Annotated in this window: 10 protein-coding genes and 1 riboswitch; of the genes, 8 read left to right on the top strand and 2 right to left on the bottom strand. The window is 56.0% G+C overall.

What is annotated here, in order from left to right; all coding sequences use genetic code 11:
- From iucC to EH207_RS14270, 3 genes are read left to right on the top strand one after another with little or no spacing between them, the layout of a single operon-like run.
- Entirely contained in the window at positions 1 to 1,746 is a 1,746-nt protein-coding gene (gene iucC / locus EH207_RS14260; RefSeq protein WP_137714588.1) for an IucA/IucC family protein, read from the top strand.
- Entirely contained in the window at positions 1,743 to 3,071 is a 1,329-nt protein-coding gene (locus EH207_RS14265; protein WP_137714589.1) for a lysine N(6)-hydroxylase/L-ornithine N(5)-oxygenase family protein, read from the top strand. The genes iucC and EH207_RS14265 overlap by 4 nt, the downstream gene beginning before the upstream one ends.
- 37 nt (positions 3,072 to 3,108) lie before the next feature.
- The gene (locus tag EH207_RS14270) at positions 3,109 to 5,298 is read left to right on the top strand and encodes a TonB-dependent siderophore receptor (protein ID WP_137715368.1); all 2,190 of its coding nucleotides are present in this window, start codon (positions 3,109 to 3,111) and stop codon (positions 5,296 to 5,298) included.
- A gap of 276 nt (positions 5,299 to 5,574) precedes the next feature.
- Here EH207_RS14270 and EH207_RS14275 read toward each other — a convergent pair whose 3' ends face one another.
- Entirely contained in the window at positions 5,575 to 6,282 is a 708-nt protein-coding gene (locus EH207_RS14275; RefSeq protein ID WP_137714590.1) for a type III effector HopF2, read from the bottom strand.
- Between the two features lie 143 nt (positions 6,283 to 6,425).
- On the bottom strand, positions 6,426 to 6,590 hold the full coding sequence (sgrT, locus tag EH207_RS14280) for a glucose uptake inhibitor SgrT (RefSeq protein WP_137714591.1): 165 nt from the start codon (positions 6,588 to 6,590) through the stop codon (positions 6,426 to 6,428).
- 90 nt (positions 6,591 to 6,680) lie between these two features.
- Between sgrT and sgrR the strand changes: the two genes are divergently transcribed.
- From sgrR to ilvB, 5 genes are all read left to right on the top strand, one after another.
- Positions 6,681 to 8,342 carry an HTH-type transcriptional regulator SgrR gene (sgrR, locus tag EH207_RS14285; RefSeq protein ID WP_137714592.1) on the top strand — a complete coding sequence of 554 codons (1,662 nt, stop codon included), beginning with the start codon at positions 6,681 to 6,683 and terminating at the stop codon, positions 8,340 to 8,342.
- A gap of 34 nt (positions 8,343 to 8,376) precedes the next feature.
- Positions 8,377 to 8,506: riboswitch (TPP riboswitch) on the top strand.
- 79 nt (positions 8,507 to 8,585) lie between these two features.
- Positions 8,586 to 9,569 carry a thiamine ABC transporter substrate binding subunit gene (gene thiB, locus EH207_RS14290; RefSeq protein WP_137715369.1) on the top strand — a complete coding sequence of 328 codons (984 nt, stop codon included), beginning with the start codon at positions 8,586 to 8,588 and terminating at the stop codon, positions 9,567 to 9,569.
- Positions 9,545 to 11,155, top strand: a complete 1,611-nt coding sequence (gene thiP / locus EH207_RS14295; RefSeq protein ID WP_137714593.1) for a thiamine/thiamine pyrophosphate ABC transporter permease ThiP — start codon at positions 9,545 to 9,547, stop codon at positions 11,153 to 11,155. Before thiB ends, thiP begins: the two co-directional genes overlap by 25 nt.
- Entirely contained in the window at positions 11,139 to 11,837 is a 699-nt protein-coding gene (thiQ, locus tag EH207_RS14300) for a thiamine ABC transporter ATP-binding protein ThiQ (RefSeq protein ID WP_137714594.1), read from the top strand. Before thiP ends, thiQ begins: the two co-directional genes overlap by 17 nt.
- Before the next feature lie 355 nt (positions 11,838 to 12,192).
- Entirely contained in the window at positions 12,193 to 13,857 is a 1,665-nt protein-coding gene (gene ilvB / locus EH207_RS14310; protein WP_175413686.1) for an acetolactate synthase large subunit, read from the top strand.
- The last annotated feature ends 2 nt before the right edge of the window (positions 13,858 to 13,859 follow it).

Here is a 13,859-nt window from a genome sequence, read left to right on the forward strand (position 1 = left end):
ATGGATCACCGCGAAGACTGGCAGCGGGTTAACCGGCTGCTGGTCGCTAAAATGCTGGCGGAGCTGGAGTACGAGCGTACGCTGCTGGCTCGGCCCGAAGGCGAAGGCCAGTGGCGGATTTCGCTGCCGGAAAGCGACTGGTGCTTTGCCGCCCGCCGCGGGATTTGGGGCTGGCTGTGGATCGACGCGGACAGCGTGCGCTGCGAGCAGTCTTCCATCGCGGCGGACCTGCTGCTCAGACAACTCGCCCCGCTGATCGGGATGAATGACGCGCAGATAGCGGAGCACCTGGAAGATCTGTACGCCACGCTGCGTGGCGACCTGCAACTGCTGCACCGCCGTCGGGGCATGCGGGCGCAGGATCTGATCGCGTTGGACGCCGATACGCTACAGTGCCTGCTGTCCGGCCACCCTAAATTCATCTTCAACAAAGGGCGTCGCGGCTGGGGACTGGACGACCTGCGCCGCTACGCCCCGGAATATCGGCAAACGTTCCGCCTGCACTGGCTGGCGGTGCGGCGTGAACGCACGGTGTGGAGCCACGACGACGAGGTGTCGGTGGATACTTTACTGCAAAGCGCTATGGATGAGGCTGAATATCAGCGCTTCCAACAGCACTGGCAGACGCTGGGCCTGACGGAAGCGTGGTTGCCGATGCCGGTACATCCCTGGCAGTGGCAGCAGAAAATCGCCCTGAACTTTCTGCCTCAACTGGCGCAACAGGAGATCGTGTCGCTGGGAGAATTCGGCGATCGCTATCTGGCGCAACAATCGCTGCGCACGCTGACCAACGCCAGCCGGCGCAGCCCGTTGGATATCAAACTACCGTTAACCATTTACAACACCTCGTGTTATCGCGGCATTCCCGGCAAGTACATAGCCGCAGGTCCGCTCGCCTCGCGCTGGCTACAGCAGATCGTCGCCAGCGATTCGACGCTCAACGCCAGCGGCGCCGTTATCCTCGGCGAACCGGCGGCGGGCTATCTGGCGCATTCAGGCTATCAGGCGCTCGAGCAGGCGCCCTATCGGTATCAGGAAATGCTGGGGATCATCTGGCGGGAAAACCCCTCCCGCTATCTGCGTCCCGGCGAGCAGGCGATCCTCATGGCGACACTGATGGAGTGTGACGAACAGGGACAGCCGCTGATCGGCGCCTACATCGCCCAGTCAGGACTCGACGCCGGGACGTGGCTGCGGCAGTTGTTCCGCGTCACGGTGGTGCCGCTTTACCACCTGCTGTGCTGCTATGGCGTATCACTTATCGCCCACGGTCAGAACATTACGCTGGCCATGAAAGATGGTCGCCCGCAGCGGGTGCTGCTGAAAGATTTCCAGGGCGATATGCGGCTGGTGGAAGACGATTTCCCCGAGAAGCGCTCCCTGCCTGACGCGGTCAGCGACGTGACGGTGCGCCTGAGCGCCGATTATCTGATCCACGACTTGCAGACCGGTCATTTCGTCACGGTACTGCGCTTTATCTCCCCGCTCACCGAACGGTTGGGGGTCAGCGAAACCCGGTTTTACCAACTGCTGGCCGGTGAGCTACGCGCCTACATGACCGACCATCCCCACCTGGCCGAACGCTTTGCATTGTTTGATCTCTTCAAACCCGAGATCATCCGAGTGGTGCTCAACCCCGTGAAGTTAACCTTCTGCGAACATGACGGCGGCAGCCGCATGTTGCCCAATTATCTTCAGGATTTGCTAAACCCGCTGTGGCTAGTCACACAGGAGTCAGTACAATGAAAGAACAACTGGATTTCATCGGCATCGGCATTGGTCCGTTCAACTTGAGTATTTCCGCCCTGGCGCAGCCGTTGCCCGATTTCCGTACCCGCTTTTTTGAACGTAAACCCCACTTTGCCTGGCACCCCGGCATGCTGGTGCCCGACTGCCATATGCAGACCTCGTTTCTGAAGGATCTGGTCAGCGCGGTGGAACCTTGCAGCCCTTTCAGTTTCATCAACTATTTGGTGCAGAAAAAGAAATTCTACCGTTTTCTGACAACCGAGATGCGCACCGTCTCACGGGACGAATTCTCCGACTATCTCGGCTGGGCCGCCGATAACATGGATAACCTCTCCTTCAACGTGCCGGTTTATGCCGTCGACTTCGACGACCAGCGGCAGCGTTTCATCGTCGAGACGCAGGATGGCGTCTGGCAGGCGCGTCATGTCTGCGTGGGTATCGGCAAACAGCCCTATCTGCCGGAGTGCGTCAGCAACATCACAGACGACTGCTTCCACGCCAGTGAAATGAATCTGCGCAAACCAACGCTGGCGGGCAAAACCATCACCGTGGTCGGCGGCGGGCAAAGCGGCGCCGATCTTTTCCTGAATATATTGCGCGGTGAATGGGGCGACCCTGCGCACATCAACTGGGTATCGCGGCGTAACAATTTCAATGCGCTGGATGAAGCGCCGTTCGCCAACGAATACTTCACGCCGGACTATGTCACCAGTTTCCTCGGCCTGGAGGAAAACACCAAACAAGGTATGCTGACGGAACAGAAAATGACGTCGGACGGCATTACCGCGGAGTCACTGCTGGCGATCTATCGCGAACTGTACCATCGCTTTGACGTGCTACGGCAGCCGCGCAACGCCATACTGCTGCCTAGCCGTTCCCTGACGGCCTTATACCAAACCGGATCGGGCTACCAGCTCCAGCTTCACCATAAGCTGGACAACGGCCAGGATCTGTTGCAAAGCGACGTAGTGATCTTTGCGACCGGCTATCGCTCTGCCCGGCCTGAGGTACTGTCACCGATGCACCGCCGTCTGTCCGTCTCCGACGAGGGCAGCTATCAGATTAACCCCGACTTCACGCTGGACTGGCGCGGTCCCGGAGAAAATCACCTGTTCGCGGTCAATTCCAGCATGCAGCAGCACGGTATCGCCGAGCCGCAGTTAAGCCTGATGGCCTGGCGTTCCGCCAGTATTCTTAATCGGGCGCTGGGAAAAGAATATTTCGATCTCAGCATGCCCCCTTCGTTTATCGAATGGCGCAGCGGGATCAATCCCACCACGGCAAGTCACGATAAGATGACGCGTGACAGCAACACAGCATGATAATCACGATTTTTATGAGAGAGTGAAGATGTTAAAGATAAAAAAAATACACTGGGTAATCCCTCCATCGCTGTTGACCGCGCTTATTCCGGGCATCGGACAGGCGCAGTCCGCTAATGACCAGATGGTGGTCAGCGCCAGCCGTACGCTTCGCACGGTCGAACAGATGGCGCAAACCACCTGGGTCATTGACAGCGATCAGATTGAACAGCAGGTGCAAGGCGGCAAAGAACTGAAGGACGTGCTGGCGCAGTTGATTCCAGGTCTGGACGTCAGCAGCCAGAGCCGGACAAACTACGGCATGAACATGCGCGGACGCAGCATCATCGTCATGGTCGATGGCGTCCGCCTGAACTCCTCGCGTTCGGACAGCCGACAGCTTGACTCAATCGATCCGTTCAACATCGACCATATCGAGGTGATATCCGGGGCGACCTCACTCTACGGCGGCGGCAGCACCGGCGGATTGATCAATCTGGTGACCAAAAAAGGACAGGCGGATCGGCAGGTCGAGCTGGAGCTGGGCAGCAAAAGCGGTTTCGGCGGCAATCGCGATCATGACGATCGCGTCGCGGCGGCGGTGGGCGGCGGTAACGAGAATATCGCCGGCCGACTTTCCGTCGCTTATCAAAAATTTGGCGCCTGGTACGACGGCAAAGGCAATGACGTATTACTGGATAATACCCAGACCGGTCTGCAATACTCCGATCGCCTCGACGTGATGGGAACCGGCACGTTGAATATTGATGAAAATCAGCAAATTCAATTGGTTACCCAGTATTATAAAAGCGAGGGCGACGGCAAACATGGGCTTTATCTTGGCGAAAACTTCTCCGCCGTGACCGGCAACGGGCAGGCTGGCAACAGCAGCGGCCTGCATTCAGACCGTCTCTCCGGCACCGAACGTCATCTGATCAGTCTGCAATACGGCAACACCGATTTCTGGGGACAGAGTTTGGTGGCGCAGGTTTATTACCGCGACGAAGCACAGTCCTTCTACCCCTTCCCGACGCTAAGCAGCGGCAGGGTAAGCAGCCTGTCATCCTCCGAGCAAAACACCAGCCAGTATGGGGCCAAACTCACCTTTAACAGCACCCCGCTTGACGCGTTAACGCTGACCTACGGTATTGACGCCGATCATGAAACGTTCGACGCTAACCAGATGTTCTTCGATCTGGCGCGCGCCAGCCAGTCCGGGGGACTGGACAACCAGCAGATTTTCAGCGTTGCGCGTTACCCAGACTATAGCATCACCAATCTGGCGCCGTTCCTGCAAACCAGCTACGACATCACGCCGATGTTTACGCTCAGCGGTGGCGTACGCTATCAGTGGACCAAAAATAAGGTAAAGGATTTTATCGGTTACACCCAGCAGCAGGGTATCGCCAATGGCACCGCGACATCCGCGGACACGATCCCCGGCGGCGGCACCGACTACAACAACGTATTGTTTAACGCGGGTATCCTCGCCCATCTGACGGAAAAACAGCAGGCATGGTTTAATTTTTCACAGGGCATCGAGTTACCGGACCCTGGCAAATACTATGGGCTGGGAAATTACCAGTTGGTTAACGGCCATTACCAGTTGCTTAACAGCGTCAACATTAACCAGTCCAAAATGGAAGGCATCAAGGTCGACTCCTATGAACTGGGCTGGCGCTACACCGGCGATAATCTGCATACCCAAATTGCGGCTTATTATTCCCTTTCGGATAGGTCGGTCGAAGTTAACCGGGCAGACATGACCATTTTCGTCAAACCCAATGAACGCCGCATCTATGGTGTGGAAGGCGCCGCTGATTATTTCTTTAGCGACAGCGACTGGAGCACCGGGGTGAACTTCAATCTGGTCAAATCCGAACTCAAATCCAATGGCTCGTGGGATAAGCTGGACGTGCGGGATGCCAGCGCGTCAAAAACCGTCGCTTATGTCAACTGGGCGCCTGATGACTGGTCGCTGCGTCTGCAAACCCAGCAAACGTTCGACGTTTCGGATGCGGCCGGCCGGAAAATCGACGGCTACAATACCCTCGATTTTATCGGCAGCTATGCGCTACCGGTCGGCAAAATCAGCTTTAGCGTGGAAAACCTGTTGGACAAGCAGTACACCACTACCTGGGGGCAACGGGCGCCGCTCCAATACAGCCCGACCTATGGCCCAACATCGCTATATGAATATAAAGGACGCGGCCGTACCTTTGGTCTGACCTATTCCGCCGTCTTTTAATTCGCCTTCCCAGACACACAGAGAGCCCCGAACCGATCACGGCCGGGGCCATTGAACAGGCCGGCTTTTTACAACACCACATGCCCCCGCCGACACGCTGACGATGACACGTCCCAGCGCCGACATCACTGATCCCCCTCTTTGCGATCCCGCGGGAAATCGCTGACTGTGCACGGGCGCTCCCGTCCATCAATCCGGCATGACTACGACGCTCCCCCAGCCAGAAAGACAAACTGAACCCCGACATACGTTCTCTCCCGCGTTGATGATCCCGCGTTAACGATGCTCGTCTATGTAGCGTTGCAAATTATTTCTGTAGGCATCCGTGTGCCCTGTTTCACACATGGTTCTGAAATACGCATCAAAGGTGGAATAACGCGGGTCTTCATATTCATCTAAAACCCATAAAGAGGGAGAACCGTAATCCAGGCTCTGAATAACCGATTTTGCTTCCTTGTAATACCGGCCCATATCCAGCGCGGTCTGATACTCAACCTTTTCGCTATCATGAGCAGTCCTTTCGGGGCCGGCCAAGCCCTGAGAAAATTTGTCTCTGACTTGCTTGAACTCCGCGGCTCTGCTCATGTTGCTTAATTCCAAAAGCATAATATTCAAAGGACGAAAATAGTTGCCCTTCGCGTTTTGCGCCGTGGATTCGGCTATCACCGCTTCCCGGCTGGGAAACCGGGTTTCCGCATGCCCGAAACTCTGTCCGATATCGCTGTCAGGCACAATACGCAGGGAGACGCCGCCTTCCCTATCAACACGATTCACTCTTTCCCGGAGTGTTTTTGATGCGTCATATATCATGCCAATCATATCGATCAGCGTATCGACTCTGCTGTCGCCATCTGGATTTTTAATATTCGACACGACATTAGACCAGGATGTACTGCCGCTGGAGGTACTCGCGCTTCCCTCAATGCCGCCACCACTAACAGGAATAAAGCCTGGTGCCGACGATTTCGATACACAATGTCCCATTACTCATCCTCAAATAATTGATTCAGCGTCTGTGTATACTTTCAAATCATCTGGTTCCTTTTAAAATCACAAAAAAAGCCAGCAAACGACTTGCTGGCTGGCGAAAAGCACCATTACTCAGAAGTTTTCTCTCTTGCTAACCACTATATCCAGTGACGGTATTCCTCTTCCGACATCGCCTCAATTCGCCACTGCGTCGCTTGCTGCAATAATGCCATGCGCTGCTCAGCAGACATCCAGCGCAGCCATTTCGCGTTGCACGTCAAAAGATAGGTCTGATAGAACCGATACAATTGGGAAATCGCCACAAGCCACCTCCTCGCTTTCATTATGGAAAAGTATCGGCGTAATATAGGGAAAGATAAATTGATGACTTTAAGGCCGGGAGTTCCTCTTTTATGTCTTCCAACCGTCTGCAACAACAGTTCATCCGCCTGTGGCAACACTTTCAAGGGCAAACCACCCACACGACGCTGCAAGAGTTGGCGGGCGTTTTAAGCTGTTCGCGCCGCCATATCCGTTCTCTGTTGGGCGCGATGCAGCAACAGGGCTGGCTGAGCTGGCAGGCGGAAGCAGGCAGAAGCAAGCGCTCGCAGCTATCGTTCATCTATACCGGTTTAACGCTGCAACAGCAGCGCGCGGAGGATTTACTGGAGCAAAATCGCATCGAACAGTTGGTACAACTGATCGGCGACAAAGACGCGGTGCGTCAAATGCTGCTCGCCCACCTCGGCCGCAGCTTCCGGCAGGGTAAACACCTCCTGCGTATTCTTTATTATCGTCCGCTGCGTAATTTACTGCCGGGCTCAGCGCTGCGGCGATCGGAAATGCACATTGCTCGGCAGATTTTCAGCGGGTTGACCAACATAAATGAGGAAAATGGGGAACTGACACCCGATCTGGCGCATCACTGGCAAATGCTGGAACCGCTGCATTGGCGATTCTATCTGCGTCCTTCCATCCGTTTTCATCATGGACGGGAGTTGACGATGGACGATGTCATCCTTTCGCTTACCCGGTTGACCAAGATGCCGCTGTTTTCCCATATCGAGAAAGTCACCTCGCCGATGCCGTTTGTCATCGACGTGCGATTGCGCAGCGCCGATCGCTGGCTGCCGTGGCTACTTGGCAGCGTACCCGCCATGATCCTGCCGCAGGAGTGGCGCACCTTGCCCGATTTTGCCAGACGTCCCATCGGCACCGGTCCTTACGCCGTCGTAAGCAATAACAACAGCCACATGAAAATTCGCGCATTCGATGACTATTTGGGTTATCGGGCGCTGATTGATGAAGTGGACATCTGGGTATTGCCGGACGAACCTGAGGAAATGCGCGTTTCCGTCAAGTTGCAGTCCGACGATTCCCGCCGTGAGCAGTTGGAAAGCAGAATGGAAGAGGGATGCTATTTCCTGATGTTCGATAGACGTTCGCCGCTGGCAAAACGCCCGGAAATCCGCCGCTGGCTCTGGCAGGTGTTTAACCCTATTACCTTACTAAGCCACGCAGATGCAACCCATCAGCGTGATTGGTCACCCGCCTATAGCCTGCTTCCCCGCTGGCACCACCACCAGCCGCACGAACCTCTGCCCATGCCGCCAGGACTTAAGCAAATTACGCTGACCTTTTATCATGAACACCCTGAATATCGGATACTCAGTGAAATCATGCGTACACTGCTGGCAAAACAGGGTGTGGCGCTACGCGTCCAAACCGTCAGTTACGAAGACTGGTATCAGGGAAATAGCGAAAGCGACATCTGGTTCAGTAGCGTGAATTGCTATTTTCCGATCGAATTTTCGCTGTTCGCCATGTTCTACGAACATCCGCTGATGCAGTACTGCCTGGATGACGATCTGCACCATGACGTACATCTATGGCGCAATCACACCCTGCCGATGGCCGAGTGGTGCGATAAGCTGGTCAACAGCGGTCAGCTACATCCCCTGCTGCATCACTGGCTGAAACTTCAAGGGCAGCGCAGTATGCGAGGCATCAGCATGAATATGCTGGGCTGGTTTGACTTCAAATCCGCCTGGTTTACACCGCCGGAAAACGGATAACCTTCCCCTGCTACCCTGAACCCTTTACAATGGGCCGTTCTCAACGGGGTGCGGAAAATGTTTTGCCGCAGATTGACACTGGCGCGGCTGATTTTTTGCTGAGAAAACACCCGTCGAACCTGATCCGGTTAATACCGGCGAAGGGATTTGAGAGTGCTTATCGCTGACTCAAAGACCTTTTGCCCCCATGATTCTCAGGAGCGCAAAGTGTTAAATACATCTTTACTAAAACGTTCAGCCGCCGTGCTGAAGAGAGTCCTGCCTTGTCTGTTACTGCTTTCCTCCGCCGCCTTCGCCAAACCCGCGCTCACCGTTTATACCTACGATTCTTTTGCTTCGGAATGGGGACCCGGCCCAGTAATCAAAACCGCGTTTGAAAAAGAGTGCGAGTGCGAATTGAATTTTGTGGCGCTCCAAGACGGCGCCTCGCTGCTGAACCGTCTGCGCATGGAAGGCAAGAACAGCAAGGCGGATATTATTTTAGGGCTGGATAATAACCTGCTGCAAGCCGCGGAACAGACCGGTTTGTTCACCAAAAGCGATCTGAACACCCGCGCCGTCAAGGTGCCTGGCGGCTGGACGAACACCACGTTTGTGCCCTATGACTACGGCTATTTCGCGTTTGTTTACAACAAAGAAAAGCTAAAGAATCCGCCCAAAAGCCTGCATGAACTGATCGACAGCCCGGAGCCGTGGAAAGTGATCTATCAGGACCCGCGCACCAGTACGCCTGGCCTGGGGCTGCTGTTATGGATGCAGAAAGTGTATGGCGATCGCGCTCCGCAAGCGTGGCAAAAGCTGGCAAAGAAAACCGTTACGGTCACCAAAGGCTGGAGCGAAGCCTACGGCCTGTTCCTGAAAGGAGAAGCCGATCTGGTGCTCAGTTACACGACGTCTCCGGCGTATCACCGCATTGAAGAGAAAAAAGAAAATTACGCGGCGGCAAACTTCAGTGAAGGACATTACCTGCAAATTGAAGTCGCCGGACAGTTGGCGGCCAGCAAACAGCCGGAATTGGCAAAACGATTCATGCAATTCATTCTGAGCCCGGCATTCCAGCAGGCCATTCCCACCACCAACTGGATGTACCCGGTTACCCCGACTGAACTGCCTGCCGGGTTCGCCACCCTCACCGTGCCGGAGAAAGCATTGCAATACAGTGCGCAACAGGTGGCGGAGCAAAGGAATAACTGGATTCAGGCATGGCAACGCGCTGTCAGCCGCTGACGGCAGGCAGTCTGTGGCCGGGATTGCTGGCCGCCGCACTGTTGATTGCCGTCGCCGCTCTGGCCTGCGGGGCGCTATGGCTACAGGCGCCCGCGGACCAGTGGCCGGATTTATGGCAGGACAGCTATCTGTGGCATGTGGTTCGTTTCACCTTCTGGCAGGCAGGCTTGTCCGCCCTGCTCTCCACCTTACCCGCGATTTTCCTCGCCAGAGCCTTGTACCGCCGTCGTTTCCCCGGCTACCGCTGGCTGTTGCGGCTGTGCGCTATGACGCTGGTTCTGCCGGTGCTGGTCGCTGTTTTCGGCCTGCTCAGCGTGTACGGCCGCCAGGGTTGGCTGGCGCAGTTTCTCGGCTTTTGGGGCCTGCCCTACCCGTTTTCGCCCTATGGTCTGCAAGGCATTCTGCTGGCGCATATTTTCTTTAACCTGCCGCTGGCAACCAGACTGTTATTACAATCGCTGGAAAGCATCTCCACGGAACAGCGGCAGTTGGCCGCCCAATTGGGCATGAGCGGTTGGCAACATTTTCGTCTCGTCGAGTGGCCCGCGCTGCGCAGGCAGATTCCGCCAACGGCGGCGTTGATTTTCATGCTTTGCTTTGCCAGTTTCGCCACCGTACTGTCTCTTGGCGGCGGTCCGCAAGCCACAACCATTGAGCTGGCCATCTATCAAGCGCTGAGTTTTGATTACGATCCCTCACGCGCGGCTCTGCTGGCGTTGATCCAGATGAGTTGCTGTCTTGGGCTGGTGCTGCTAAGCCAGCGGCTGGGACGTATTTTGCCAATCGGCAGTACACAGCAGTTGGTATGGCGTAACCCGCAGGACAGTCTGTTTAGCCAGCTTTGCGACGGCTTGCTAATTGGCGCGCTATTGCTTTTGGTGGTCCCGCCCTTGCTGGCGGTGATCGTCGACGGCGTTAACCTTTCACTGATCTCGGTGCTGCAACAGCCCGTTTTATGGCAAACAGTGTTGACCTCGCTGCGTATTGCGCTGAGCGCGGGTTTGCTGTGTATCCTCCTGACCATGATGCTGCTCTGGAGTAGCCGGGAGCTGAGGCTGCGTCAGCAGCCGTTGTACAGTCAGTTAATGAATCTGAGCGGCATGCTGATCCTCGCCATGCCTGGTATTGTGCTGGCGACCGGCTTTTTCCTGTTACTCAACAATACGGTGGGATTGCCGCAATCCCCTTATGCATTGGTCGTGATGACCAATGCGCTGATGGCGATCCCCTATGCGCTCAAAGTGCTGGAAAACCCCATGTACGACGTGGCCGAACGCTATAACCAACTGTGTTCATCACTGGATATCCGATGCTGGAATCGGTTGAAAATCATTGAATTAAAAGCATTGAAACAACCGCTGACACAGGCGCTGGCCTTCGCCAGCGTGTTGTCGATTGGCGATTTTGGCGTCATCGCCTTGTTCGGCAGCGAGCAGTTCCGCACCTTGCCTTTTTATCTTTATCAGCAGATTGGTTCCTATCGCAGCGCCGATGGTGCCGTGACCGCACTGTTATTGATGCTTATCTGCTTTACGCTGTTCACCCTGATTGAAAAACTGGCGGGCCGTCATGATCTCTCTCGATAAGCTGACATACCTCTATCAGCACTTTCCAATGCGCTTTGATTTGCAGGTTCAATCCGGCGAGCGCGTTGCGATTCTTGGTCCCAGCGGGGCGGGGAAAAGTACGCTGCTGAATTTGATCGCCGGCTTTCTGATGGCGAACAGCGGGACATTGCGTTTGAATGGCGAGGATCATCGGCATACGCCGCCCGCCAAACGGCCTGTCTCGATCCTGTTCCAGGAAAATAATCTGTTCCCCCACCTGACAATCGAACAGAATATCGCGCTGGGCCTGAACCCCGGTCTGCATCTGAATGGCGCACAGCGCGAAACGCTGCGTCACATTGCCGGCAAAGTGGGATTAACGGCACTGCTCGGCCGTCTGCCCGCACAGGTGTCGGGAGGACAGCGCCAGCGCGCCGCGCTGGGGCGTTGTCTGGTGCGCCAGCGTCCCATTCTGCTGCTGGATGAACCGTTTTCCGCGCTCGATCCGGCGTTACGTCTGGAAATGCTGGAACTGCTCGACGAGATCTGCCTGGAGCGCCAGCTCACGCTGCTGATGGTATCCCATAATCTGGATGATGCGGTCCGCATGGCGAAACGCACGGTACTTATTGTTGATGGCCGGATTGACTATGATGGAGCAACACGGGCCTTGCAGGACGGAACCGCCGACGCTGCGCGGATTCTGGGGATTGCGCCCTGAAGTGGTTTTCGCTTTCCCGGTAGAAATGTGATCTCACACGAATTTTGATTTTTTATTCCTTGCAGGTCTTGTGTCCTTTTCACCAACTGTGCTTATTTATATGAATCGGTTAGTTAATCGTTAGCAACAGGATTCCCGTGACGCACAACTCCCCCCTTTCAGCACGAGTAAGCACCGCGCATGTTGACGCGGTCGTCGTCGTGCGCGTGGTCGTCGTCGTCGTCGGCAGCGCGCCGTAACGGGTTCCGAATCAAACCAAAGATTCCCAAACCCCGCCGGCGCCAGCCGAGCGGGGTTTCTTGTTTCCTACCCTCCCCGCTCTGAAAACGCACCGGCCTTGATGAAGGATATAACTATGCGTTACACAGGCGCCCAGTTGATCGTCCGGCTACTCGAACAGCAGGGCATCACAACAGTGACGGGCATTCCCGGTGGAGCGGCCCTGCCGTTATACGATGCGCTCAGCCAGAGCAACACTCTCCGGCACGTACTGGCGCGTCACGAGCAAGGCGCGGGATTTATGGCTCAGGGCATGGCGAGAACCAACGGCCGCGCCGCCGTCTGTATGGCGTCAAGCGGCCCGGGCGCCACCAACCTGCTGACCGCCATTGCCGATGCCAAACTCGACTCCATTCCGCTGGTCTGCATTACCGGTCAGGTGCCTGCCAGTATGATCGGCACGGACGCCTTTCAAGAAGTCGACACCTATGGCATTTCCATCCCGGTTACCAAGCACAACTATCTGGTACGGGATATCAAAGCGTTAACGCGCGTCATCCCGGAAGCCTTTCGCATCGCACAATCTGGCCGCCCCGGTCCGGTGTGGATCGACATTCCCAAAGATGTACAAACCGCTGAAATCGAGCTGGATACACTGCCGCCGTTAAACCGGAACGACAGGCCGCCGGCTATCGACGCGCAGAAAATCGCGCTGGCGTCCGCCATGATTAATGCGGCGCAGCGCCCGGTTCTCTATCTGGGAGGCGGTATTATCAACGCCTCGGCGCACGAACAGGCCGTTCAACTGGCGGAACGTTCAAACCTGCCCACCACCATGACGCTGATGGCGCTAGGGGCCATGCCGATGGATCATCCGCTGTCGCTTGGCATGTTAGGCATGCACGCCGCACGCTCAACCAATCTGATTTTGCAGCAGGCAGATTTGTTAATTGTGCTGGGTGCGCGCTTTGACGACCGGGCGATAGGCAAAGCGGAGCGGTTCTGCCCGCAGGCCAGCGTCATTCATATTGATATCGATCCGGCTGAGCTGGGCAAGATCCGCCAGCCTCATGTCGCCCTAAACGCCGATGTCGCACAAGCGCTGGATCAGTTGCTGCCGCTGATCCACTTCCAGCGCCGCGATGTATGGCGTAAAACGGTCAGCGACTTTCAGCATGCGTTCCCGTTCAATATGCCGGACGCTGACGATCCGCTGAGTCATTATGGGCTGATCCGGGCGGTATCACAGGCGCTGACGGATGATGCCATCATTGCCACCGATGTCGGGCAGCACCAGATGTGGGTCGCCCAGTCCTATCCGCTGCGCCGACCGCGACAGTGGCTGACCTCCGGCGGGCTGGGCACGATGGGTTTCGGCTTGCCTGCCGCGATAGGCGCCGCATTAGCCGAACCTGAACGCACCGTAGTGTGTTTTTCCGGTGACGGCAGCCTGATGATGAACATTCAGGAAATGGCGACCGCTGCGGAAGAGGGGCTGAACGTTAAAATTATCCTGATGAATAACCAGTCGCTGGGTTTGGTTCATCAGCAACAGGATCTGTTCTTCCAGAAACGCATTTTTGCCGCAGACTATCGGTACAGAACCCATTTCCTGGCCATTGCCGCCGGTTTCGGCTTCGCCACCTGCGATCTGAACGCGGCGGACGACCCGCGAACGGCGCTGGCGGAAGCGCTGAATCGCCCCGGCCCCACGCTGATCCACGTCTCGATAGATGCGAATGAAAAAGTGTATCCCATGGTGCCGCCGGGCGCTGCCAATATCGATATGATCGGAGATTAAGA

This window comes from Brenneria rubrifaciens (assembly GCF_005484945.1).
In the GTDB taxonomy this organism is placed as follows: Bacteria; Pseudomonadota; Gammaproteobacteria; order Enterobacterales; family Enterobacteriaceae; genus Brenneria; species Brenneria rubrifaciens.

Coding starts and splice junctions, on each gene's coding strand:
- iucC (WP_137714588.1), top strand. CDS start 1: ATGGATCACCGCGAAGACTGGCAGCGGGTTAACCGGCTGCTGGTCGCT.
- EH207_RS14265 (WP_137714589.1), top strand. CDS start 1,743: ATGAAAGAACAACTGGATTTCATCGGCATCGGCATTGGTCCGTTCAAC.
- sgrR (WP_137714592.1), top strand. CDS start 6,681: ATGTCTTCCAACCGTCTGCAACAACAGTTCATCCGCCTGTGGCAACAC.
- EH207_RS14275 (WP_137714590.1), bottom strand. CDS start 6,282: ATGGGACATTGTGTATCGAAATCGTCGGCACCAGGCTTTATTCCTGTT.
- thiP (WP_137714593.1), top strand. CDS start 9,545: ATGGCAACGCGCTGTCAGCCGCTGACGGCAGGCAGTCTGTGGCCGGGA.
- ilvB (WP_175413686.1), top strand. CDS start 12,193: ATGCGTTACACAGGCGCCCAGTTGATCGTCCGGCTACTCGAACAGCAG.
- thiQ (WP_137714594.1), top strand. CDS start 11,139: ATGATCTCTCTCGATAAGCTGACATACCTCTATCAGCACTTTCCAATG.